The organism is Mycobacterium kubicae, from assembly GCF_015689175.1.
Classification (GTDB): Bacteria; Actinomycetota; Actinomycetes; order Mycobacteriales; family Mycobacteriaceae; genus Mycobacterium; species Mycobacterium kubicae.
The window spans coordinates 1,962,196-1,985,594 of record NZ_CP065047.1 but is presented as its reverse complement, the minus strand read 5'-3'; the positions used below and the strand labels follow the sequence as shown (position 1 = coordinate 1,985,594).

The 23,399-nt window shown below is 68.7% G+C and carries 20 protein-coding genes and 1 pseudogene; 6 read left to right on the top strand and 15 right to left on the bottom strand.

Features of this window, described 5'->3' with window-relative positions:
• The first annotated feature begins 142 nt into the window (after positions 1-142).
• Positions 143-892: an enoyl-CoA hydratase gene (locus I2456_RS09440; RefSeq protein ID WP_085074491.1), complete on the top strand. Its 750-nt coding sequence runs from the start codon at positions 143-145 to the stop codon at positions 890-892.
• Between the two features lie 59 nt (positions 893-951).
• On the top strand, positions 952-1,278 hold the full coding sequence (locus I2456_RS09435) for a hypothetical protein (RefSeq protein ID WP_139823187.1): 327 nt from the start codon (positions 952-954) through the stop codon (positions 1,276-1,278).
• A gap of 3 nt (positions 1,279-1,281) precedes the next feature.
• Here I2456_RS09435 and I2456_RS09430 read toward each other — a convergent pair whose 3' ends face one another.
• From I2456_RS09430 to rimP, 7 genes are all read right to left on the bottom strand, one after another.
• Positions 1,282-2,622 carry an MATE family efflux transporter gene (locus I2456_RS09430; protein WP_085074489.1) on the bottom strand — a complete coding sequence of 447 codons (1,341 nt, stop codon included), beginning with the start codon at positions 2,620-2,622 and terminating at the stop codon, positions 1,282-1,284.
• Positions 2,623-2,628: 6 nt separating this feature from the next.
• Positions 2,629-3,642 (bottom strand): DHH family phosphoesterase, encoded by a 1,014-nt coding sequence (locus I2456_RS09425; RefSeq protein ID WP_068025196.1) that lies wholly within the window; start codon positions 3,640-3,642, stop codon positions 2,629-2,631.
• A complete protein-coding gene (gene rbfA, locus I2456_RS09420; RefSeq protein ID WP_068025193.1) occupies positions 3,617-4,102 on the bottom strand; it encodes a 30S ribosome-binding factor RbfA in 486 nt (161 codons plus the stop codon). Before rbfA ends, I2456_RS09425 begins: the two co-directional genes overlap by 26 nt.
• Positions 4,102-6,903 (bottom strand): translation initiation factor IF-2, encoded by a 2,802-nt coding sequence (gene infB / locus I2456_RS09415; RefSeq protein ID WP_085074488.1) that lies wholly within the window; start codon positions 6,901-6,903, stop codon positions 4,102-4,104. Before infB ends, rbfA begins: the two co-directional genes overlap by 1 nt.
• Before the next feature lie 74 nt (positions 6,904-6,977).
• Positions 6,978-7,229, bottom strand: coding sequence for a YlxR family protein (locus tag I2456_RS09410; protein ID WP_241007967.1), 252 nt, complete (start codon positions 7,227-7,229; stop codon positions 6,978-6,980).
• A gap of 188 nt (positions 7,230-7,417) precedes the next feature.
• A complete protein-coding gene (gene nusA / locus I2456_RS09405; RefSeq protein ID WP_068025188.1) occupies positions 7,418-8,461 on the bottom strand; it encodes a transcription termination factor NusA in 1,044 nt (347 codons plus the stop codon).
• Positions 8,458-9,000 (bottom strand): ribosome maturation factor RimP, encoded by a 543-nt coding sequence (gene rimP / locus I2456_RS09400; protein ID WP_085074487.1) that lies wholly within the window; start codon positions 8,998-9,000, stop codon positions 8,458-8,460. The genes nusA and rimP overlap by 4 nt, the downstream gene beginning before the upstream one ends.
• A gap of 217 nt (positions 9,001-9,217) precedes the next feature.
• Between rimP and I2456_RS09395 the strand changes: the two genes are divergently transcribed.
• Positions 9,218-9,748, top strand: coding sequence for a hypothetical protein (locus tag I2456_RS09395; protein ID WP_068157850.1), 531 nt, complete (start codon positions 9,218-9,220; stop codon positions 9,746-9,748).
• Positions 9,745-10,233 carry a ferritin-like domain-containing protein gene (locus I2456_RS09390; protein WP_068025180.1) on the top strand — a complete coding sequence of 163 codons (489 nt, stop codon included), beginning with the start codon at positions 9,745-9,747 and terminating at the stop codon, positions 10,231-10,233. Before I2456_RS09395 ends, I2456_RS09390 begins: the two co-directional genes overlap by 4 nt.
• Here I2456_RS09390 and I2456_RS09385 read toward each other — a convergent pair whose 3' ends face one another.
• The 8 genes and pseudogenes from I2456_RS09385 to mqo form a co-directional block, all read right to left on the bottom strand.
• Complete coding sequence (locus tag I2456_RS09385; protein WP_085074486.1) at positions 10,234-11,982, bottom strand: proline--tRNA ligase; 1,749 nt, start codon at positions 11,980-11,982, stop codon at positions 10,234-10,236.
• A 297-nt stretch (positions 11,983-12,279) separates the two neighbouring features.
• Entirely contained in the window at positions 12,280-13,872 is a 1,593-nt protein-coding gene (locus I2456_RS09380) for an MFS transporter (RefSeq protein ID WP_068025174.1), read from the bottom strand.
• 22 nt (positions 13,873-13,894) lie between these two features.
• Positions 13,895-15,102 (bottom strand): annotated as a pseudogene (gene cobA, locus I2456_RS09375) (uroporphyrinogen-III C-methyltransferase).
• Positions 15,099-16,487: a cobyrinic acid a,c-diamide synthase CobB gene (locus I2456_RS09370; RefSeq protein WP_085074484.1), complete on the bottom strand. Its 1,389-nt coding sequence runs from the start codon at positions 16,485-16,487 to the stop codon at positions 15,099-15,101. Before I2456_RS09370 ends, cobA begins: the two are co-directional and overlap by 4 nt.
• Positions 16,481-17,095 (bottom strand): cob(I)yrinic acid a,c-diamide adenosyltransferase, encoded by a 615-nt coding sequence (cobO, locus tag I2456_RS09365; protein WP_085074483.1) that lies wholly within the window; start codon positions 17,093-17,095, stop codon positions 16,481-16,483. The genes I2456_RS09370 and cobO overlap by 7 nt, the downstream gene beginning before the upstream one ends.
• A 21-nt stretch (positions 17,096-17,116) precedes the next feature.
• Complete coding sequence (locus I2456_RS09360) at positions 17,117-18,961, bottom strand: magnesium chelatase subunit D family protein (RefSeq protein ID WP_085074482.1); 1,845 nt, start codon at positions 18,959-18,961, stop codon at positions 17,117-17,119.
• Positions 18,958-19,428, bottom strand: a complete 471-nt coding sequence (locus I2456_RS09355; protein ID WP_085074481.1) for a GNAT family N-acetyltransferase — start codon at positions 19,426-19,428, stop codon at positions 18,958-18,960. The genes I2456_RS09360 and I2456_RS09355 overlap by 4 nt, the downstream gene beginning before the upstream one ends.
• Positions 19,425-20,912 carry a malate dehydrogenase (quinone) gene (gene mqo / locus I2456_RS09350; RefSeq protein ID WP_085074480.1) on the bottom strand — a complete coding sequence of 496 codons (1,488 nt, stop codon included), beginning with the start codon at positions 20,910-20,912 and terminating at the stop codon, positions 19,425-19,427. Before mqo ends, I2456_RS09355 begins: the two co-directional genes overlap by 4 nt.
• A gap of 84 nt (positions 20,913-20,996) precedes the next feature.
• Between mqo and I2456_RS09345 the strand changes: the two genes are divergently transcribed.
• Positions 20,997-22,007, top strand: coding sequence for an alpha/beta hydrolase (locus tag I2456_RS09345; RefSeq protein WP_085074479.1), 1,011 nt, complete (start codon positions 20,997-20,999; stop codon positions 22,005-22,007).
• An 11-nt stretch (positions 22,008-22,018) separates the two neighbouring features.
• Complete coding sequence (gene mtr / locus I2456_RS09340; RefSeq protein WP_085074517.1) at positions 22,019-23,398, top strand: mycothione reductase; 1,380 nt, start codon at positions 22,019-22,021, stop codon at positions 23,396-23,398.
• The last annotated feature ends 1 nt before the right edge of the window (position 23,399 follow it).

Genomic DNA, 23,399 nt, shown 5'->3' with positions numbered 1-23,399 from the left:
CGCTGTTGGGAAGGTGTGTCGTAATGCCCACCTCCGAGCGACAAATCCGGGCGACGGTCCGGAAGTCGCTGTGAGGCGGGCAGAACGGATGCCCCCCGAGGCAGAGACTTGTGGGGCTGATGTGACCGCTACGGTGAATGCCATGACCGACGACATCCTGCTGATCCACACCGAAGAGCGGGTGCGCACCCTGACCCTCAACCGCCCGCAGGCCCGCAATGCGCTGTCTTCGGCGCTTCGGGATCAGTTCTTCGGGGCCCTGTCCGACGCCGAAACCGACGACGACGTCGACGTCCTCATCGTCACCGGCGCCGACCCGGTGTTCTGCGCCGGATTGGATCTCAAAGAACTGGGCGGACAAACCGCGCTGCCCGACATTTCCCCGCGCTGGCCGGCGCTGACCAAGCCGGTGATCGGCGCCATCAACGGCGCAGCGGTCACCGGCGGGCTGGAGTTGGCGCTGTACTGCGACATCCTGATCGCCTCGGAGCAGGCGCGCTTCGCCGACACCCACGCGCGGGTGGGCCTGCTGCCCACCTGGGGGCTCAGCGTGCGGTTGCCGCAGAAGGTCGGCGTGGGGCTGGCCCGGCGGATGAGCATGACCGGTGATTACCTGTCGGCCGCCGACGCGCTGCGCGCCGGCCTGGTCACCGAGGTGGTGCCGCACGAGCAGTTGCTGAGCACGGCCCGTCAGGTGGCGGCGTCCATCGTCGGCAACAACCAGAACGCGGTGCGGGCATTGCTGGCCTCCTACCACCGCATCGACGACACGCAGACCAGCGGCGGGCTGTGGTTGGAAGCGATGGCCGCCAGAGAATTTCGCACCAGCGGCGACGACATCGCCGCCAACCGTGAGGCCGTGCTGCAACGCGGACGGTCCCAGGTCCGCTGACGACGATGGTGCCGCCACCGCGGCGACCGCCGCGGTCCACGGCCGACACCGTTGCGGCCGTGCTGCTCTCTTTCGCGTTGGTTGCGTTGTGCGCGTTGGGGTTGTTGGCGGCGCTGGTGCCGTCGCTGTGGGCGTTCCTGCCGATCTGCAGCGACAACTGCGACGATCCGAAGTTCTCGAAGTTCTTCGATCACACCTTCACCGGGGCGGCCGTCGTGGTCGGCGGTGAGGTGATCGCGGTTGGGGTGGGCGGCATCGGAATGGTGGTCGCGGGCGTCCGCCGATCGGTGTTGTGGATCTGGCCGGCGATCGGCGCGGCAATCGTCGTCGCGGCTTTCCTTGTGGCGCTGTTGATTTGGATCAATGGCATACCGAGCGGTCACTGAGTCCTACGCCGTTCCGGTCACCGCCCAGCGGCCGGACCACGACCGCCACCCCACGAAGATCAGCCGCAACACCACGAAGGTGCTCAACCCCGACCAGATCCCGGCCAGCCCCCAGCCGTAGGCCAGCGACAACCAGATCAGCGGCAGGAAACCGATCAGGGCGCTGACGACGGTGGCGGTCCGCATGAACGCCGCGTCGCCGGCGCCCAACAGGACCCCGTCGAGCGCGAAAACAACTCCGGCGCACGGTAACTGGGCCACCAGGAACCACCACGGCACGTCGATCGCGGCGAGCACCGACCGGTCGTGGGTGAACAAGGCGGGCAGCACCGGCGCCCCCGCGGCCAGCGCGCCCGCCAACACGGCGGCGGCCAGGAAGGAGAACGCGGTCACCCGCCACGCCACCGATTTGGCGTGCGCGACATCTCCGGCCCCCAGCGCGGCACCGACCAGCGACTGTGCGGCGATGGCCAGCGAATCGAGCACCAGCGCAAGAAAACTCCACAATTGCAGCACCACCTGATGGGCGGCCAGCGCCGCCGCACCGAACCGTGCGGCCACCGCACCCGCCGAGACGAAGCAGGTCTGAAACGCCAGGCTGCGCAGGAACAGGTCGCGGGCCAGCACCAATTGCGCACGCAGCACGGGCGCGTCGAGCCGCAGCGGCACCCGCTCGGCCAGCAGCGCGCCGCCGAAGAGCACCGCCGCCGACCACTGACCGGCCAGGTTGGCCACCGCCGAACCCGACAACCCGAAGCGTGGTAACCCCAGCCAGCCGTACACGAGCAGCGGGCACAGCAGCGCGGAGAGCGCGAAGCCGGCGACGACATAGCGTAGCGGCCGCACGGTGTCCTGCACGCCGCGCATCCAGCCGTTCCCGGCCAGGGAGACCAGAATCGCCGGGGCGCCCAAGATGGCGATCCGCAGCCAGGGCAATCCCGCCACCGTGATGTCGTCGGAGCCGCCACCCGCGATCGTCGAAACCAACTGAACCGCAGCGATTTCCACCACGGCGACGACCAAGGCACCCAGCCCCAGCGCCAGCCAGGTCGCCTGCACGCCCTCGTTGACCGCCGCCCCGCGGTCGGCCGCACCGAAGTGGCGCGCCGCGCGCGACGTCGTGCCGTAAGACAGGAAAATCGACTGGGAGCTGACGACGCCCAGGATCAGGCTGCCGACCGCCAGACCTGCCAGCGACACCGCCCCCAACCGTCCCACCACCGCGGTGTCGAACAGCAGGTACAACGGTTCGGCGGCCAACACACCCAACGCCGGCAGGGCCAGCGCGGCGATCTGGCGGCCTCCCGCGGTGGGACGGTCCCGCTCCGGCCGCTCCTGCGTCAAGAGCGGTCAGCCCAGGGCGCCGCGCAGCGCGGAGACGGCGTCGTCGATGGTCCCGCTGGTCGAGTACCCGGCGGCCAACCGGTGGCCACCACCGCCGAACTGCGCCGCCACGGCCGCCAGGTCAACGTCGTTCTTGGCCCGCATCGACACCGACCACTCCTGCGGGTCGATCTCCTTGAATACCGCCGCCACTTCAGCCTGCTGCGTGGTGCGAACGATATCGACGACGCTTTCCACTTCCTCGGGCCGAGAGGTCATCCAATCCTGGTGATGCACAACCGCATAGACCAGGCCGCGACCCCCGGCGGCCTCCGGCAGCAGCCGCGCCGAACCCAGCACCCGCGACAACATCGGCAACCACACGAACGGATGGGTGTCCATCAGGGACCGGCTGATGGCGGCGTTGTCCACGCCCAGATCCACCAGGCGAGCCGCCAGCCGCAGCGCCCGCGCGCTGGCCCACCGGAACGATCCGGTGTCGGTGGTCAGTCCCGCATAGATGCAGTGCGCGACCGCCCGGTCGATCGGCTGGCCCCAGGCATCGAGGACCTCGGCGATCAGCATCGTCGTCGAATCCGCCGACGCATCAACGAAGTTCGCGGTGCCGAACAGCTCATTGGAGGCGTGATGGTCGATGACCAGGATCTCCGGACCGTTGGTGGCCAGATCACTCAGGCCGCCCAGTCGGTTGATGCTCGGAACGTCAACGGTGACAACAAGATCGACGTCGCGACGCATGTCGTCCGGACTCACCAGCAACTGACAACCGGGCAGCGACCGCAACGACTCGGGCAAGTTGGCCGGCGTCGCGAAGCTGACCTCCACCCGTTTTCCGCATCGGTCCAGCACCGAAGCCAGCGCCAGTCCCGCACCGACGGTGTCGGCATCGGGATGGACATGACAGACGACCGCGGTCCGATCCGAATCGGACAACAGCCGGGCGGCGCCGACAGCGTCGACGCGCGCCCCCTTGAGGCGCTGCATGTGTGCCGGCTCAGTCTTCCGGTCGATCGTGGTCATCGCTGTCTTCCTCAGCCAATGGTCCCGTCGATGTCCTGTCTCGATAGGGGTCGGGGTCGCCGGCCGGCTTGGCGCCGACTCGCACGCGCGCCAGGTCCGCGTCTGCGGCACGGGCGCGGGCCAGCAACTCCTCCATGCGGTTGACGTTGTCCGTTGTGGTGTCCCGGAGGAACGTCAAGGTCGGCGTGAAGCGCACGCCGGTGCCGGCGCCGACCTTGGAACGCAGCACTCCCCTGGCCCGCTCCAGCGCCGCCGCGGCGGCCGCGTAGTCCGGCTCGTCGTCGAGGGTGGGTCCCATGACGCTGTAGTAGACCGTCGCATCGTGCAGGTCGGCGGTGACCTTGGTGTCCACGACGGTCACCCCGGCCAGGCCCGGATCCTTGATCTCGAACTCGATGGCCGAGGCGACAATCGTGTTGATCCGCTTGGCCAGCCGGCGCGCCCGTGCCGGATCGGCCATCAGACCCGCTCTTTCTCAACCAGCTCGTAGGACTCGATGACGTCGCCTTCCTTGATGTCCGAGTAACCCAGCGTCATACCGCACTCGAAACCTTCGCGGACCTCGGTCACGTCGTCCTTCTCCCGGCGCAGCGAGTGGATCGTCAGGTTCTCGGCGATCACGATGTTGTCGCGCAGCAGCCGCGCCTTGGCGTTACGGCGCACCACACCGGAGCTGATCATGCAGCCGGCGATGAGGCCCACCTTGGAGGACCGGAACAGCGCCCGGATCTCGGCACGACCGAGTTGCCGCTCCTCGTAGATCGGCTTGAGCATGCCGCGCAGGGCCTTCTCGATCTCGTCGATGGCCTGGTAGATCACCGAGTAGTAGCGGATCTCCACACCTTCGCGGTTGGCCAGCTCGGTGGCCTTGCCCTCGGCGCGCACGTTGAACCCGATGATCACCGCGTCCGAGGCCGACGCCAGGTTGACGTTGGTCTCGGTGATGCCACCGACACCGCGGTCGATGACCCGCAGCTCCACCTCGTCGTCCACCTGGATGCCCATCAGGGCCTCTTCCAGGGCTTCGACGGTACCGGCGTTGTCGCCCTTGAGGATCAGGTTCAGCTGGCTGGTTTCCTTCAGCGCCGAATCCAGGTCCTCGAGGCTGATCCGCTTGCGGCTGCGCGCGGCCAGCGCGTTGCGCTTGCGGGCGCTGCGCCGGTCGGCGATCTGGCGGGCGATGCGGTCCTCGTCGACGACCAGGAAGTTGTCACCCGCGCCGGGCACCGACGTGAAGCCGATGACCTGCACCGGCCGCGACGGCAGCGCCGCCTCGACGTCGTCGCCGTGTTCGTCGACCATGCGGCGCACCCGGCCGTAGGCGTCGCCGGCGACCACCGAGTCGCCGACACGCAGCGTCCCGCGTTGCACCAGCACCGTGGCGACCGGACCGCGACCGCGGTCCAGGTGCGCCTCGATCGCCACACCCTGGGCCTCCATGTCGGGGTTGGCCCGCAGGTCCAGCGCCGCGTCGGCGGTCAGCAGCACCGCTTCGAGCAAGGCCTCGATGTTGGTGCCCTGCTTGGCCGAGATGTCGACGAACATGGTGTCGCCACCGAAGTCCTCGGCCACCAGGCCGTATTCGGTGAGCTGTCCGCGGATCTTGGCCGGGTCGGCGCCTTCCTTGTCGATCTTGTTGACGGCCACCACAATCGGCACGTCGGCAGCCTGGGCGTGGTTGATCGCTTCCACGGTCTGGGGCATCACGCCGTCGTCGGCCGCGACCACCAGGATGGCGATGTCGGTGGCCTTGGCGCCGCGGGCACGCATGGCGGTGAACGCCTCGTGACCGGGGGTGTCGATGAAGGTGACCAGCCGCTCGGTGCCGTCGAGGTCCACGCTGACCTGGTAGGCGCCGATGTGCTGGGTGATACCGCCGGCCTCGCCCTCGCGGACGTTGGCCTTGCGGATGGTGTCCAACAGTCGGGTTTTACCGTGGTCGACGTGACCCATGACGGTCACCACCGGCGGACGGGTCTGCAGGTCTTCCTCGCCGCCCTCGTCCTCGCCGTAGGTCAGGTCGAAGGACTCCAGCAGCTCACGGTCCTCGTCCTCGGGGGACACGACCTGCACGACGTAGTTCATCTCGCTGCCCAGCAGCTCGAGCGTCTCGTCGCCGACCGACTGCGTGGCGGTCACCATCTCGCCGAGGTTGAACAGCGCCTGCACCAGCGCGGCCGGGTTGGCGTTGATCTTGTCGGCGAAGTCGCTCAGCGACGCACCGCGGGCCAGCCGGATGGTCTCGCCGTTGCCATGCGGCAACCGCACCCCACCGACGACCGGGGCCTGCATGTTCTCGTACTCGGCGCGTTTGGCCCGCTTGGACTTGCGGCCACGCCGGGGCGCACCGCCGGGACGGCCGAAGGCACCGGCGGCGCCGCCGCGCTGGCCCGGACGGCCACCGCCGCCACCACCACCGCCGGGACGGCCGCGGAAACCACCACCGCCACCGCCTGGGGCGGCACCAACGCCGCCGCCGCCGCGGTAGTTACCGCCACCGCCATCGGGGCGACCGCCAACGCCACCGGGCCGGCCACCGCCGGGACGAGGCGCGCCGGGACGCGCCGGGCGGGCCTGACCGCCGGCGCCGCCTGGACGCGGCGGCATGTTGCCGGGTGACGCGCCGCCTGGGCGCGGCGCTCCGGGCCTGGGCGCACCGGGTCGGGGCGCCATGGGACGCGGGATGGGACGGTCGACGGGTTGTGCCGACGAGAACGGGTTGTTCCCGACGCGCGGGGTGCGCACACCGGGCTTGGGCATCGGGCTGGGACGTGGTCCCGGGGTCATGCCGGGATGCGGCGCCCGATCACCGGGGGCGGGCTGTCCGGGCTTGGGTCCGGGACGGCCGGGAGGCGCGGTGGGGGTCGGCGGCGCCGGGGGCGCCGGCGTCGCGGTCGTCGGCGCGGGGGCGGGAGCCGCGGGAGCCGGGCTGCCGCCGTCGGCGGCTCTGGCGGGCGCACTGGCCGGCGCGCCGTTGCCCGCGACCGTGTCGATCGCCTTGTCGAGAGCCCGGTCGAGTGATGCGTCGGGCGCCTTGGCCGCCGGGGCGGCGGGCACCTTCGCGGGGGCCTTGGCTCCGTCTTTCGCGGGCGCCGGCTTGCTGCCGCCGAACGATTCACGCAGCCGGCGGGCGACGGGCGCTTCCACCGTCGATGACGCGGATTTGACGAATTCGCCCTGTTCACTAAGCCGGGCGAGCACTTCCTTGCTGGTTACACCGAGTTCCTTTGCCAACTCGTGTACGCGGGCCTTACCTGCCACTACATCTCCTGTCTGTGAGGCGACAGTCGTGGGCCGCGCCTCGGGTTTAGCTATGACGCATGGTCATCGGGACTTCACGGTGTGCTCATGTTCGTTGCTACCTGTTCTGTTGCCTGGTGAGCGGGCCTGTCTGAGGAACCGACGTGCTCGACCACCGCGGATGTGTCCGGTGAACCGGTGATGCGCAGCGCGCGTTGGAAAGCTCGCCGCCGAATCGCCTGATGCACGCACTGCGGTTGAGGATGCACCCACGCACCCCGCCCCGGCAGGCGCCTGCCTGTGTCAACGACCACGGCGTACGTGCCGTTCCCGCTCGACTCAGCCACCACGCGAAGCAGTTCGACGGCCAGCTCACGCTTCCGGCACCCGACACACGTCCGCACCGGTCCGCAGGGGTCCTCCGTGCTTTTGCGCGCCGAGTCCGAAGGCTCGCGCTGGATCACGGCTAAGTCTAGCGTCACTCGCGGGGTGGCCCGAACCACCCGGGACGCGCCTGTGGGTCCGCGACCGTTATTTAGTGTCCGTGCGCCATCCCATGGCTGGCGCCCTGTTCGGGGTGAGCCGCCGACTGGCCCGGCGAATCGCCGCGAATGTCGATGCGCCACCCGGTCAGCCGGGCCGCCAGCCTCGCGTTTTGGCCTTCCTTGCCGATGGCCAGGGACAGCTGGAAGTCCGGCACCACCACGCGCGCGGCCCGCGCGTTCGGGTCGATTACCGACACCGAGACGACTTTGGCCGGCGACAATGCGTTGGCGACGAACCGCGCCGGATCTTCGTCGTAGTCGATGATGTCGATCTTTTCTCCGGACAGCTCGCTCATCACGTTGCGCACCCGCTGCCCCATCGGGCCGATGCACGCGCCCTTGGCATTGAGGCCCGGGACACGGGAAGTGACCGCGATCTTGGAGCGGTGGCCGGCTTCGCGGGCCACCGCGACGATTTCCACCGACCCGTCGGCGATCTCGGGGACCTCCAGCGAGAACAGCTTGCGGACCAGGTTGGGGTGGGTGCGCGACAGGGTGATCAGCGGTTCGCGGGCCCCGCGGGTCACCCCGACCACATAGCAGCGCAGCCGGTTGCCGTGTTCGTAGCTTTCGCCGGGCACCTGCTCGGCGGCCGGGATGACACCCTCGGATGCCTTGGTTTCGGTGCCCATGCGCACGACGACCAGGCCGCGGGCGTTGGCGCGGCTGTCGCGCTGGATGACACCGGCGACGATCTCCCCTTCGCGGGTGGAGAACTCGCCGTAGGTGCGCTCGTTCTCGGCGTCGCGGAAGCGTTGCAGCATGACTTGACGGGCGGTGGTGGCGGCGATGCGGCCGAAACCTTCGGGGGTGTCGTCCCACTCGCTGATGAGGTTGCCGTCCTCGTCCACCTCGCGCGCGATGACGCGCACGACGCCGGTCTTGCGGTCGATCTCGATGCGGGCGTCCATCTGATGGCCCTGGGTATGCCGGTAGGCGGTGAGCAGCGCGGATTTGATCGTTTCCAGCAGCTCATTGACCGAGATGCCGCGGTCCACCTCGATCGCGTGCAGCGCAGCCATGTCGATGTTCATGTTCCGGCCTCCGTCCCACGAGCCCGACCCATTTCCGCCATTCCCGCCAGCTCCAGCTCGGCCGGGGTTGGCGGGGAAAACTCCACTTGCACCACGGCGGTCGCGATGTCGGCGAGCGGGATCTGCCGCACGGTCCACGTGCGGCCCTGCCGGACCACCAGCGCTGTCGCGCCGTCGCGTGTCTCTCCGATGCGCCCGGTCAGCTCGGCGCCGTCGGACATCTTCAGCTGGACCTTGCGACCGCGGGCCCGGCGGAAGTGTTTCTCGCTGGTGAGCGGGCGTTCCACCCCGGGCGAGCTCACCTCGAGGACGTAGCGGTCGCCGACATTGTCAAGCTCGTCTAGCAAAGTCGACGCCGAGCGGGACAGCGCGGCGACGGTGTCCAGGTCGAGGGCCGTATCGCCGTCGGCGATGACCGTTATCCGCGGTGGGCGGGACGCGGAATCGATGACCACATCCTCGATTTCATAGCCTGCACGCGCGAATTCGCCGCCGAGTAACTCGATCACCTGCATTTGCGACGGTAGCCCGGTGGTCACGGCGAGCTCCTCATCTTGAGTTGTCCCGGACACTGGCGGATCTCGCCGCCCTGTTGTTTTGCGTGCGGCTCCCGGCGTTCTTCGGAAGAATTCCGGGAGAACCAGCTATCAACGATACGCCAGAAACGGCGATCGACGAGGGCTTCGATCGCGGCACTACCTCCACAGGCGTCGTGCCCAGCGTCGTTGTGGCGCGCATCGATGGCAGGATGTTGCTGTGCCCAGAGCCGTACCCGTCATCAACAGGCGGGGCGTGCTCGCCGGTGGGGCCGCTCTCGCTGCACTGGGGGTGGTCGTGTCCGCCTGTGGCGAGCCCGCCTCCAAGCCACCGGCAGTCGAAGACCTGCTGGGGCCGCTCGATCAGGCTCGACGCGACAGCGCGCTGGCTACGGCTGCGGCCGGTGCGATCGGCAGTCCGCCGCAGATCGCTGCCGCGCTGACGGTCGTGGCCACCCAACGCGCCGCCCATGCGCGGGCGCTGTCGACCGAGATCTCTCGCGCCTCGGGCAAGCTGGTGTCGTCGAACACCGAGACCAGCAGCACCACTCCCAGCCCGGCTGGGACCGAGCCGCCGCCTCCCCCGCCTCCGGTGTCCGATGTCATCGATTCGCTGCGCGCATCGGCCGAAAGCGCCAGCCGGCTGGTGGCGAGCTCGTCGGGCTACCGCGCCGGGCTGTTGGCGTCGATCGTCGCGTCCTGCACGGCGTCGTACACGGTGGCGTTGGTGCCCGGAGGCCCGTCGATATGACCTCGGCCCAGCCCACGCCCGGCGCCCGGCCGAAACTGTCTCCGTCCGGCAAGGACGCCGACACCACCGCATTGAGCGACGCGCTGACCGTCGAGCACGCGACCATCTACGGGTACGGCATCGTCTCGGCGCTGTCGCCGCCCAGCGTCAACGACCTGGTGGTAGAAGCGCTGAACCAGCATCGGCAACGTCGCGATGACGTCATCGCGATGCTGAGTGCCCGCAAGGCCAACGCGCCCGTCGCGGCGCCGGGCTACCAGTTGCCGTCGCAGGTCGGCAGCCCGGCCGATGCGGCGCGGCTGGCGGTGCGGATGGAGAACGACGGTGCGACGGCCTGGCGCGCGGTGGTCGAGCACGCCGACACCGCTGATGACCGCGCGTTCGCTTCGACCGCCCTGACCCAGAGCGCGGTGATGGCCGCGCGATGGAACAAGGTGCTGGGCGCCTGGCCCATCACCACCTCGTTCCCGGGCGGCAACGAGTAGCTAGCCGCTGACGGCTGCGGCGATCTCGGTGGCCAGCGACTCGCCCGCGCGCAGCTCGCGGGTCTGGCCACCGAACCGGTCCCGCAGTTCGACTACCCCATCGACCCAGCCGCGGCCCACCACGACGACCCACGGCATGCCGAGCAGTTCGGCGTCTTTGAATTTCACCCCGGGTGAGGCCTGGCGGTCGTCGAGAAGCACCTCGATGCCCAGCCGGTCCAGGTCGGCGGCCAACGCGGCCGCGCCGGCGCGGGCTTCGGCGTCTTTGTTGGCGATGACCAGGTGCACACCGAAGGGCGCGACCGCGGCGGGCCAGCGCAGGCCCAGCTCGTCGTGGTGCTGTTCGGCGATGACGGCGACCAGCCGGGAGACCCCGATGCCGTAGGAGCCCATGGTCAGCCGTACCGGCTTGCCGTCCTCGCCGAGCACGTCGGCGGTGAAGGCATCGGTGTATTTGCGGCCGAGCTGGAAGATGTGTCCGATTTCGATGCCGCGGGCCATGACCAGGGGACCCGCACCGTCCGGCGAGGGGTCGCCTTCGCGTACCTGGGCGGCTTCGATGGTGCCGTCGGCGGTGAAGTCGCGGCCGGCCACCAGGCCGACGACGTGCCGGCCGGGCTCGTCGGCGCCGGTGATCCAGCTGGTGCCGTCGACCACTCGCGGGTCGACCAGGTAGCGAACGCCGTTGTCCCGCAAGGCTTTCGGGCCGATGTAGCCCTTGATCAGGAAGGGGTACCTGGCGAAGTCGTCGTCGCCCAGGAAGGCGTAGTCGGCGGGTTCCAGCGCCGCGCCCAGCCGCTTCTCGTCGATGTCGCGGTCACCGGGCACGCCGATGGCGAGCAGCTCCCAGTCACCACCGGGCTGGCGGACTTTGACCAGGACGTTTTTCAGGGTGTCCGCGGCGGTCACGGTGCGGCCCAGATCGGCGCCGTTGGCCCAGTCGACCAGTGTGGCGATGGTCGGGGTGTCGCCGGTGTCGTGCACCACCGCCTCGGGCAGGCCGTCGGTGGGCAAGGTGTCCGGGCTGGCGGTGACGACGGCCTCGACGTTGGCCGCGTAGCCCGATTCCACGCAGCGCACGAAGGTGTCTTCGCCGATCGGGCTTTCGGCGAGGAATTCTTCGGAGGCGCTGCCGCCCATCGCGCCCGATACCGCAGACACGATCACGTAGCGGACCCGCAGCCGGTCGAAGATGCGCTGGTAGGCCTCCCGGTGCGCGTGGTAGGAGTCCTTGAGCCCGGAGGCGTCGATGTCGAAGGAGTAGGAGTCCTTCATGACGAACTCGCGACCGCGCAGGATGCCGGCCCGCGGCCGGGCTTCGTCGCGGTATTTGGTCTGGATTTGGTAGAGGGTGAGCGGGAAGTCCTTGTAGGAGCTGTACTCGCCCTTGACGGTCAGGGTGAACAGCTCTTCGTGAGTGGGGCCCAGCAGGTAGTCGTTGCCCCGGCGATCCTTGAGCCGGAAGACTCCGTCGCCGTACTCGGTCCAGCGGTTGGTGGTCTCGTAGGGTGCGCGCGGCAACAGGGCGGGGAAGAGGATTTCCTGGCCGCCGATGGCGTTCATCTCCTCGCGCACGACGCGTTCGATGTTGCGCAGCACCCGCAGTCCCAGCGGCAGCCAGCTGTACAGCCCGGGCGCGATGGGCCGGACGTAGCCGGCCCGGATGAGCAGTTTGTGGCTGGGCACTTCCGCGTCGGCGGGATCGTCGCGCAGGGTGCGGACGAACAGCTCGGACATCCGGGTAATCACAGCGGGCCAGCCTAGTGGCGACTGCAAGGCCGGCTCTCAGCCGGGCGCAGCAGGTCGCCACCGTGGGAGCTAGTGGCGACTGCAAGGCCGGCTCTAAGCCGGGCGCGCACCGGCGTTGCGGCGGTGTCGAGGCAGGCGATTCGCAGTCACATCCGCCACAGCCGCCTCTGGCAGGGACAGTGGTCTTTTTGCCCACCTCCGAGCGACAACGGAACTTGTCGCTGTGAGGTGGGCACTTCGACTATCACCCCAGCCAGAAACAGACGTGGCTATTGTGACCAAAGAGAACCCGGCGAATTAGATCTCGCCGGCGTCAATCGCTTCCTTGACCTCTTGAGCGTGCGCGACCTGCTCCGGGGTGTAGCCGATGAACAGCGCCGCGGCACCGACGATGATCGCCGCGCCGGCCACCCACAGCAGGCCGTAGGTATAGCCATGGTCCAGCGCATTCAACTGCGCGTCGTTCATGAACTTCACCGGCCCAGTGGTTCCGCCCAGGTACAGCGTGCGGGAGGAGATCACCGCCTGAATGACGGCCAGCACCAGCGGCCCACCCAGGCTTTGTGCCATGAGCGCCATCGCCGACACCGGGCCGATCTGGTCGAAGCCGACCCCGGCGATGGCCGACAGGGTCAGCGGGACGACGGCCATGCCGATGCCGATTCCGCCCACCACGATGGGCGCCACCAAGTTCGGGAAGTAGGGCACGCCGCGGTGCATGGCGAACCAGCCGTACAGCATCGCGAGAACCAGCAGGTAGCCACCGGCGATGGTGAGCACGCGAGGCGAGAACCGCGACACCAGCTGCGAGGACACCCCCAGGCCGATGCCCATCGCGATGACGAACGGAATGAAGCCGACGCCCGCGCGCAGCGCGCTGTAGCCCAGGACGTCCTGCACGTACAGGCCGATGCAGACCGTCAGGCTGAACATGACGCCGCCGGCCAGCAGGATCGCCAGGAAGGTGACCGCCCGGTTGCGGTCCCGGAACAGCTCGAATGGCACGACGGGGTTGTCGGCTGTGCGCTCGACGATGGCGAAGGCCACTGCGGCGGCCAACGCCACCAGGCCCGAGCCGATGGTGGTGACCGAGATCCAGCCCTGTTCGGGCCCCATCGAGAAGGCGAACACGGCCGCGGTGCATGCCAGCGTGGCCAGCATGGCCCCGGTGGCGTCCAGCTTCATGCGCTCACGGTTGGTCTCGCGCAGCGCGGTGCGGGCCAGATAGATCATCACCAGCCCGATGGGCACGTTGACCATGAAGGCCAGCCGCCAGGAAAGCTCGGTCAGCGCTCCGCCGACCACCAGGCCCATCACCGAGCCGATCGCGGTCATCGCGGCGAAGACGGCGGTCGCGGCGTTACGCGCGGGTCCCTTCGGGAACGTCGTCGCGACCAGCGCCAGGCCGGTCGGGGAGGCGATGGCCGAGCCGATGCCCTGCAACAGGCGGGCGATGACCATGGTCACTTCATCCCAGGCCACCGCGCACAGCACCGATGAGATGGTGAACAGGGCCACGCCGACGATGAAGGTGCGCTTGCGGCCGATGGTGTCGCCGAGGCGGCCACCGAGCAGCATCAGCCCGCCGAACGTCAGCACGTAAGCGGTGATCACCCAGCTCCGGCCGGCGTCAGACAAGCTCAGCTCGTTCTGAATCTTAGGAAGCGCGACGATCGCGACGGTGCTGTCCATGGTGGCCAGCAGCTGCATCCCGCCGATGGCGATGACCGCGGCGATGAAGCGCCACGAGGGCAACCACGTCGGGGAATACCTGCTTATCCGCTCGGAGGCGGTCTCCGCCAAGCGCTGCGGGCGCGTCGGGGCCGGCCGTTGCGGGTGTCCGGCTGTCCAGCTCCGGACCGCCCGCTCACTGTCGTTGAGAGCCGTCATAGGAGGTTACCTTACAGTAATCTTAAGAATTGTTTAAAGCCCGAACGCCGCCACAGCCCCGATGACGATGATCGCGGGAGGTCGAATACCCTCCGCGCGGACCTTCTCCGGCGTGTCAATCAGGGTGGCCCGCAACGTCTGCTGAGCGGGCGTGGTTCCGTGCTGCACCACAAGCACCGGAGTATCTGCAGGTCGGCCGCCTTTCAGCAGCGCGTCGACGAAAAGTTCGATGCGTTCGACCGCCATCAGCAAAACGATGGTGCCGGACATTGCTGCCAAAGCGTCCCAATTGACTAACGATTCGGGATGGTCGGGCGCGATATGCCCGCTGACCACGACAAATTCATGATTCATGGCCCGATGCGTGACCGGAACGCCGGCCAAAGCGGGAACTGCTATGGCACTCGTCACACCTGGCACCACCGTCACCGGAATCCCCGCGTCGGCGCATGCCAGCACCTCTTCATACCCGCGGGCGAAGACGAACGGATCGCCCCCTTTGAGGCGCACGACGAATTTGCCGGCCTTCGCCCGATCGATCATCACCTCGTTGATGGCGTCCTGGGCCATGGCCCGCCCGTACGGGATTTTCGCGGCGTCGATGACCTCGACGTGCGGTGACAATTCGGCGAGCAGTTCCGGTGGCGCGAGCCGGTCGGCGACCACGACGTCGGCCTGGGCCAGCAAGCGGCGACCGCGCACGGTGATCAGTTCCGGATCGCCGGGTCCGCCGCCCACCAGCGCTACCCCGCCCCGGACGACGTCGGCGCTTTCGGCGGTGATGACACCTTGTTGCAGCGCCTCGCGGATGGCCGACCGGATCGCCGCCGAGCGGCGGTGCTCACCACCGGCCAACACGCCCACAGTGAGCCCGGCGTAGGTGAACGACGCCGGGGTGACCGCGGTGCCCTCGACGGCGATGTCGGCGCGGACACAGAAGATCTGGCGACGCTCGGCTTCGGCGACGATGGCCGCGTTCACCTCCGGGTCGTCGGTGGCCGCGATGGCGTACCAGGCTCCATCGAGGTCGCCGTCCTGATATTCGCGCAGCGACAGGGTGATCTGTTCCATGGCCTCGACGGCCGGAGTGGCCGAGCGGGAGATGACGTGGACGTCGGCGCCGCTGGCGATCAGGCGGGGCAATCGACGCTGGGCGACCGAGCCACCGCCTACCACGACGACCTTCTTGCCGGTCAGCCGTAGGCCGACGAGGTAGGGGTTCTCGGTCACCCGCCAAGCCTAAATGTCGACCGGTATTGGGCGCCGTGCGCGACGAACCGTGCCACCGCCTCGGGCGTGGCGGCCGGATGAGTGTGCAGGTATGCCGCATGCACGCCGTCGCGCACCACGCCGTCGCGAACGGCGGCCTCGTCGCGGTACACCCACGCCGGCTGGTACTCGTCGGCGAACGTCACTGCGGTGCGGTGGAATTCGTGGCCGACCACCCGCTGGCCGGGCGAGTACAACGCGGAATCGGCGACGGCCACCGCGTCGCGGTACGCCAGCTTGAGCTGCGAGGTGAACCGCGCCGACCCGCGCACCACGCCGCACATCGGGTATCCGTCGAGTTCGTCGACGAGGTAGATCAGTCCGGCGCATTCGGCGTGTACGGGCGCACCGGCGGCGGCCAGCTCCCTGATCTGGCGTCGGACGTCTTCGTTCGCGGACAGTTCCGCGGCCCACTGTTCGGGAAACCCGCCGGGCAGCACCACCGCATCGGTGCCGTCGGGCAGCGAGTCGGTGAGCGGGTCGAAGGGGATCACCTCGGCACCGGCGGCCGCCAGCAGCTCGGCATGTTCGGCGTAGCCGAAGGTGAAGGCTCGGCCCGCGGCCAGTGCGACGGTGGCGTGCCGGTCGGGCGTCTCCCCCACGGCCGTCGCCGCATCCCACGGGGCACCGGCGACGGCCCGGCTCGCGGCGGTCGCGACCACCGCCGCCAGATCGACGTGTTCGGCGACCAGGTCAGTCATGGCGTCGACGGCCTCGCGGGCGCGGCGGCCGTACTCGACGGCGGTGACCAGGCCCAGATACCGGCTCGGCACTTCCATCTCGGCCACCCGCGGGATGGCACCCAGAACCGGCACCCCGGCCTGCTCGCACGCTTGCCGCAAGACCTGTTCATGTCGGGCCGATCCGACCCGGTTGAGGATGACGCCGGCGATGCGGGTCGCCGCGTCGAAGGTGGAGAAACCGTGCAGCAGGGCGGCGATGCTCTGGCTTTGGCCGCGCGCGTCGACCACCAGGATGACCGGGACACCGAGCAGCGCGGCGACGTGTGCGGTGGAACCGGTGGCCGGTGTCGCGGCGACGGGATCGATGCGCCCGTCGAACAGACCCATCACCCCTTCGATGACTGCGAGGTCGGCGCCCTGGGTGCCGTGGGCGTACAGCGGACCGATCAGTTCCTCGCCCACCAGGTTCGGGTCGAGGTTGCGCCCGGGCCGTCCGGCGGCCAATCCGTGATAGCCAGGGTCGATGAAATCCGGGCCCACCTTGAAGGGTGCGACGGTGTGGCCGGCTCGTTGCAGCGCGCCGATGAGACCCGTTGCCAGCGTGGTCTTTCCGCTGCCCGACGCCGGGGCGGCGACGACGACGGCGGGGACCGGCTTTACCACTCGATGCCCTTCTGGCCCTTGCGCCCCACATCCATCGGGTGCTTGACCTTGGTCATCTCGGTGACCAGGTCGGCGGCCTCGAGCAACTGCGGGGGCGCGTCGCGGCCGGTGATCACCACATGCTGGTACCCGGGCCGCGACGCCAGCGCGGCGACCACATCGTCGAGGTCGACCCAGCCCCACTTGAGCGGATAGGTGAATTCGTCCAGCACATAGAAGTCGTGGCGTTGGGCGGCCAGTCGGCGCTTGATCTCGGTCCAGCCGTCAGCGGCCGCGGCGGCGTGGTCGGCGTCGCTGCCGGTCTTGCGCGACCACGACCAGCCCGCACCCATCTTGTGCCATTCGACTGCTCCGCCGACGCCGTGTTCGTCGTGCAGGCTCCCGAGGCGCCCGAACACCGCCTCCTCACCCACTTTCCACTTCGCGCTCTTGACGAACTGGAACACCGCGACGTTGAGCCCGATGTTCCACGCCCGCAAGGCCATACCGAACGCCGCCGTCGATTTGCCCTTGCCGGCACCGGTGTGGACGGCCAGCACCGGCGTGTTGCGCCGGGCCCGGGTGGTCAAGCCGTCGTCAGGCACTTGTAGTGGATTACCTTGTGGCATAGGCGGTTACCTGTTGGTCGCTCATGCCACGCTGCGCACGGCGTGCGTGAGGTGATCGGCGTGCAACTGTTCCAGGCGCAAGACCGGGGCCCCGAGCTTTGCGGCTAGCTCGCCGGCCAACCCCAAACGGACATAGGAGGTTTCGCAGTCGACCACCACCGCGGCCACGCCTTCGGCGGCCAACCGCGCCGCCGCCATTCGGCTGCGCCGCACCGGGTCCGCACCGGCGGTGGCGCGCCCGTCGGTCAGTACCACCACCAGTGGGCGCCGGGCCCGGTCACGCACCCGTTCCCGTAGCACGAGTTCGCGGGCGGCCAGTAGCCCCTCGGCCAGTGGGGTCCTGCCGCCGGTGTCGAATCGGGCCAGCCGCCGGCTGGCGATATGCGCCGACGAGGTAGGCGGCAAAGTGACCCGGGCCTCGTGCTGACGGAAGGTGATCACCGCGACCTTGTCGCGCCGCTGATAGGCGTCGCGCAACAGCGACATGGTGGCGCCGCCCACCGCGGCCATGCGATCTCGGGCGGCCATCGATCCGGACGCGTCGACGACGAAGATGACCAGGTTGCCCTCGCGTCCTTCGCGCACCGCGCGGCGAACGTCATCGGGACTAAGATGCAACCGTCCTGCGCCCCTGGCGTTTTCCGCCGCGGACAACACGGTGGCGAACAGGTGCACTCCGTGTGCCGCGGGATCGCCGGCATCGGCGGCCGCGACGACGCTGCCGGAGGTGTTGCGCGCGCGGGATCGTCGACCGGGGGCACCCTCTCCCACCCCGGGAACGGTGAGCGCGCGGGTGCGAAACGTCTTCGACGGCGGCGCACTGGGTTTGGGTGGTTGCGGCGTGGCCGCCGAGCTCGACTCATGAGGCGGCGCAGCATCATTGGCAGCTTGGCCGTTACCGCCGGGCGGGTCGGGGTCGGGGTCGGGATCGCCCGGTGCGTCGGCGCCGGCCTGGGCCAGCGCCTCATCGAGTTCCTTGGGGTCGATGCCGGGGTCATCGAACGGGTCGCGGCGACGCCGGTGCGGCAGCGCCAGCTCCGCGGCCACCCGAATGTCTTGTTCGGCGACGGTATCCGCGCCGCGCCAGGCGGCGTGCGCGGCCGCGGTGCGAGCCACCACCAAGTCGGCTCGCATACCGTCGACGTCGAAGGCGGCGCACAATGCCGCGATGCGGCGTAATTCGTTGTCGGGCAACGTGACGTCGTCGACGACCGCCCGCGCCGCGGCGATGCGGCGGGCCAGTTCGGCGTCCGCTGGGGCATAGCGTTCGGCGAACCCGTCGGGGTCGACCTCGTACGCCATCCGCTGCTTGATCACCTGCACCCGCACGTCGACGTCGCGGGACGCCTGCACGTCGACGGTCAGACCGAACCGGTCGAGCAGCTGGGGACGCAACTCGCCTTCTTCGGGGTTCATGGTCCCGATCAACACGAATCGCGCCTCGTGCGAGTGCGAAATGCCGTCGCGTTCGATATGCACCCGCCCCATTGCGGCCGCGTCGAGCAATATGTCGACGAGGTGGTCGTGCAGCAGGTTCACCTCGTCCACGTACAGCACCCCGCCGTGGGCGCGGGCCAGCAGCCCGGGTGAGAACGCGTGCTCCCCGTCGGTCAGCACCCGCTGCAGGTCCAGCGAGCCGACCACCCGGTCCTCGGTGGCGCCCAGCGGCATCTCGACCAAGCCGGTCCCGGGGCCGCCGGTGGCCGAGGACAGCAGCGCCGCCAGGCCTCGTACGGCCGTCGACTTGGCGGTGCCCTTCTCCCCGCGGATGAGGGCTCCGCCGATCTCGGGGCGAATGGCGCACAGCAGCAAGGCCAGCCGGAGCTGGTCATGTCCGACGATGGCACTGAACGGATACGGCTTCACCGCTGACCCGCCTGACCTGACCCTGGCCGCACCATCGGCATGTGCGGAACGCCGTCGTCCAGGAAGTCGTCGCCGTCGCGGACGAACCCGTGCTGGGCGTACATGTCGGCGAGATAGGTTTGCGCGTCGATGCGGCACGGGTAGTCGCCTACCTCGGCCAGCGCCGCGCGCAGTAACCGGGTGGCATGGCCCTGTCCGCGCGCGCTGCGCTTGGTGCACAGCCGGCCCAGGCGAAACGCCTTCTCCCCACCGGGGTGTTCCTCCATCAGCCGAAGGGTGCAAATGACCTCACCCTCGGGTGTTTCCAGCCAGAAGTGCCGCGTTTCGGCGAGCAGGTCGCGGCCGTCGAGTTCGGGATACGGGCAAGCCTGTTCCACTACGAACACCTCTACCCTCAATTTCAGCAACTCGTACAGTGTCTGCGCGGCAAGGTCTTTGGCCCAGACGCGGCGCAGGGCTTCGGTCATGAGGCCACACCCAATTGCAGGGCCTTGGCACTCCACGACCGCACCTCTTCGTAAAGCGCTGGCTCTCCGGACAGTTGGGCGCCGAGTGACGGCACCATCTCCTTGAGCGTCGGCAGCCAGGACTGGTATCGGTGACCGAAGCACCGCTGTAGCACGTCGAGCATGATCGGCACGGCGGTGGATGCGCCCGGCGAGCCGCCCAGCAGGCCGATGATGCTGCCGTCGGCGTCACCGACCAGCGTGGTGCTGAATTCGAGCACTCCGCCCCTGCGGTTGTCGCGCCGAATCACCTGCACCCGTTGACCCGCTATCGTCAGTTCCCAGTCGGAATCGCGTGCGCTGGGGGCGAATTCGCGCAGTGCGCGAACCCGGTCGGCCTTGGAGAGCCGCAGCTGACCCAGCAGATAGTTCAGCAGGGTCAACTCGGTGGCGCCCACGCCGAGCATGGACACCGCATTGTGCGGCTTGATCGATCGGGCCAGATCGCTGAAATGGCCGTGCTTCAAGAACTTCGGTGACCAGCCGGCGTACGGCCCGAAAACCAGCCATGGTTTGCCGTTGACGAAGCGCTGGTCTAGGTGCAGCGCACCGAGCGGCGGCGCTCCCGGCGCGGGGACGCCGTAGACCTTGGCGTGGTGTGCCGCGGTGAGTGCCGGGTTGGCGCTGCGCAGGAACCGTCCGCCGATCGGGAACCCGGCGAAGCCCCTGACCTCCCTGATGCCGGACTTCTGCAGCAGCGGCAGCGCGTCACCCCCCGCGCCGACGAAAACGAATCTGGCCTCGAGCTTGTCCCTCTCGCCGGTACGACGATTGCGGATGTTCAGCGTCCATCCGCCGTCCGACCGCCGCGACAGGCCGCGCACTTCGTGCCCGAACCGCGTGGTCGTGCCGTTGCGCACGGCGTAACCGATGAGCTGCTTGGCCAGGGCGCCGAAGTCGACGTCCGTGCCGTCGGCGGCCCAGTTCAGCGCGACCGGCTCGGAGAAGTCGCGGTGGGTGGCCATGAACGGCAGCCGGCGGGCGAACTCGTCGGCGTCGTCGATGAACTCCGTGCCGGCGAACAGCGGGTTGTGCGCCAGCGCGTCGCGGCGCCGTCGCAGGTAGTCCACTCCGGCCGCGCCGTGCACGAAGCTGGCGTGCGGGATCGGATGGAGGAAGGCGCGCACGTCGGTCACGATGCCGGTCTCTGCGGCGTAGGCCCAGAATTGGCGGGTGACCTGGAACTGTTCGTTGATGGCGACGGCTTTGGTGATGTCGATCGAGCCGTCTGCCCGCTGCGGGGTGTAGTTGAGTTCGCACAGCGCCGAGTGGCCGGTGCCGGCGTTGTTCCACGGGCCGCTGCTCTCGGCGCCGACGGCGTCCAGCCGCTCGATCACGGTGATGGTCCAGTCCGGCTCCAGCCGCCGCAGCAACGCGGCCAGTGTGGCGCTCATGATTCCGGCGCCCACCAGCACGACGTCAGCGGTCCTGGCTCGGTTCGACACCGGATCGATGGTTCCTTCCCTCGGGTGTGTCCCAGGTTATCCCGGTCGCGCCCGGCCTCGCGCCGCGCCGACTAAGCTGGCCTGGTGACTGGCTGGGTGCCCGATGTGCTGCCCGGCTATTGGCAGTACACGATCCCACTGGGGCCGGATCCCGACGGCGAGGGAGACGTCGTCGCCACCCTGATCCGGCGCGGGGAAGCCGCGGCGGCCGCCAACGCGGTGTTGGCGGTCCATGGTTACACCGATTACTTCTTCAACACCGCGCTGGCCGATCACTTCGCCAGCCGCGGCTTCGACTTCTACGCGTTGGACCTGCGCAAGTGCGGTCGCTCGCGGCGCCCCGAGCACACGCCTCACTTCACCACCAACCTGGCCTGCTATGACGCCGAACTGGACGAAGCCCTCTCGCTGATCTGCGCGCAGGGCCGCTCGGTCAAGACACTGGTGTACGGCCACTCGGCGGGTGGCCTGATCGTGTCGCTGTGGCTGGACCGGTTGCGGCGGCGCGGCGCCACCGACGACATGGGCGTGCGCGGTCTAGTCCTGAACAGTCCGTTCCTGGACTTGCAGGGGCCGGCGATCCTGCGCCTGGGCGTCACGTCGGCCATGATCGCCGCGATGTCCCGGGTGCGCACCAAAGGGATAGCCCGAGCCGGCGGCAACGGCGGTTATGGATCCAGCCTGCACCGCGACTACCACGGCGAGTTCGACTACAACCTGCAGTGGAAACCATTGGGCGGCTTTCCGGTTACCTTCGGGTGGCTGCATGCCGTGCGCCGCGGCCAGGCGCGGCTGCATCGTGGCCTGGATGTCGGTGTGCCCAACCTGATCCTGCGGTCGGATCACACCGTCTCCGAGGACGCCGGGCCACAAGCCCTGCAGTGTGGCGACGCGGTCCTCGATGTAACTCAGATCGCCCGATGGGCCGGGTGTATCGGCAACCGCAGCAACATGGTTCCGGTGGTGGACGCCAAGCACGACGTGTTCTTGTCGCTGGCAGCACCGCGCCACACCGCGTATCGCGAGCTGGACCGGTGGCTGACTGACTACCTGAGCACTGACACCGACGCCTCGGCATCGTCACGGAAAGGGTGAACGGCCCGCACATGGAAACCTATGACATCGCCATCATCGGAACCGGTTCCGGCAACACCATTGTGAACGAACGCTACGCGGACAAGCGGGTGGCGATCTGCGAGCAGGGCACGTTCGGCGGCACCTGCCTCAATGTCGGCTGCATCCCGACGAAGATGTTCGTCTATGCCGCCGAGGTCGCCAAAACCGTCCGGGAAGCGGCGAAGTACGGCGTCGACGCGCACATCGACGGCGTGCGCTGGGATGACGTCGTGTCGCGGGTCTTCGGGCGAATCGACCCGATCGCGGCCAGCGGCGAGACTTACCGCCGTTCATTGCCCAATGTTGACGTCTACCACCAACACACGCGGTTCGGCCCCGTGCAATCCGACGGGCGCTACCTGTTACGGACCGACGACGGCGACGAGTTCACCGCCGACCAGGTGGTCATCGCGGCGGGATCGCGCCCGGTCATCCCTCCGGCCATCCAGGACTGCGGGGTCGACTACCACACCAGCGACACCATCATGCGGATCAGCGACCTGCCCGAGCATCTGGCGATAGTCGGGAGTGGTTTCGTGGCAGCCGAATTCGCGCACATCTTCTCTGCCCTGGGCGTGCGCGTCACCATCGTCATGCGCGGCGGCACCCTGCTCAAACACATCGACGACACCATCTGCGAACGGTTCACCCGCATCGCCGCCAAAAAATGGGAATTGCACAGTCAACGCAACGTGGTACACGCCGAGAACCAGGGCCCGGGCGTGGTACTGGAACTGGACGACGGGTCCTCGATCGACGCCGATCTGCTGCTGGTGGCGACGGGCCGGGTGTCCAACGCCGACCGCATCGACGCTCCGGAAGCCGGCGTGCAGGTCGAGGACGGCCGGGTGGTGGTCGACGAATACCAGAGGACTTCAGCCAGAGGAGTTTTCGCCCTCGGCGACGTCTCGTCGCCATATCAGCTCAAGCATGTCGCCAATCACGAGGCCCGCGTCGTGCAACAGAACCTGTTGTGCGACTGGGACGACACCGGATCCATGGCCGTCACCGACCACCGCTATGTGCCGTCGGCGGTGTTCACCGATCCACAGCTGGCCAGTGTGGGTCTGACCGAAAACCAAGCGCTGGCACAAGGACACGACATTGCGGTTGCCATCCAAGAATACGGAGACGTCGCCTACGGGTGGGCGATGGAAGACAGCACCGGCACTGTAAAGCTGATCGCTGACCGCAGCACTGGTTTGCTGCTGGGCGCCCACATCATGGGTTACCAGGCCTCGTCGATCATCCAACCCCTGATTCAGGCGATGAGCTTCGGCCTGCCCGCCCAGCAAATGGCTCGCGGCCAGTACTGGATTCACCCGGCGCTGTCCGAGGTGATCGAGAACGCACTGCTGGGCCTGCGCTGAG

Coding starts and splice junctions, on each gene's coding strand:
- I2456_RS09440 (WP_085074491.1), top strand. CDS start 143: ATGACCGACGACATCCTGCTGATCCACACCGAAGAGCGGGTGCGCACC.
- I2456_RS09355 (WP_085074481.1), bottom strand. CDS start 19,428: ATGACCGAAGCCCTGCGCCGCGTCTGGGCCAAAGACCTTGCCGCGCAG.
- rbfA (WP_068025193.1), bottom strand. CDS start 4,102: ATGGCCGATCCGGCACGGGCGCGCCGGCTGGCCAAGCGGATCAACACG.
- I2456_RS09425 (WP_068025196.1), bottom strand. CDS start 3,642: ATGACCACGATCGACCGGAAGACTGAGCCGGCACACATGCAGCGCCTC.
- I2456_RS09390 (WP_068025180.1), top strand. CDS start 9,745: ATGACCTCGGCCCAGCCCACGCCCGGCGCCCGGCCGAAACTGTCTCCG.
- nusA (WP_068025188.1), bottom strand. CDS start 8,461: ATGAACATCGACATGGCTGCGCTGCACGCGATCGAGGTGGACCGCGGC.
- cobO (WP_085074483.1), bottom strand. CDS start 17,095: ATGCCACAAGGTAATCCACTACAAGTGCCTGACGACGGCTTGACCACC.
- I2456_RS09380 (WP_068025174.1), bottom strand. CDS start 13,872: ATGACGGCTCTCAACGACAGTGAGCGGGCGGTCCGGAGCTGGACAGCC.
- mtr (WP_085074517.1), top strand. CDS start 22,019: ATGGAAACCTATGACATCGCCATCATCGGAACCGGTTCCGGCAACACC.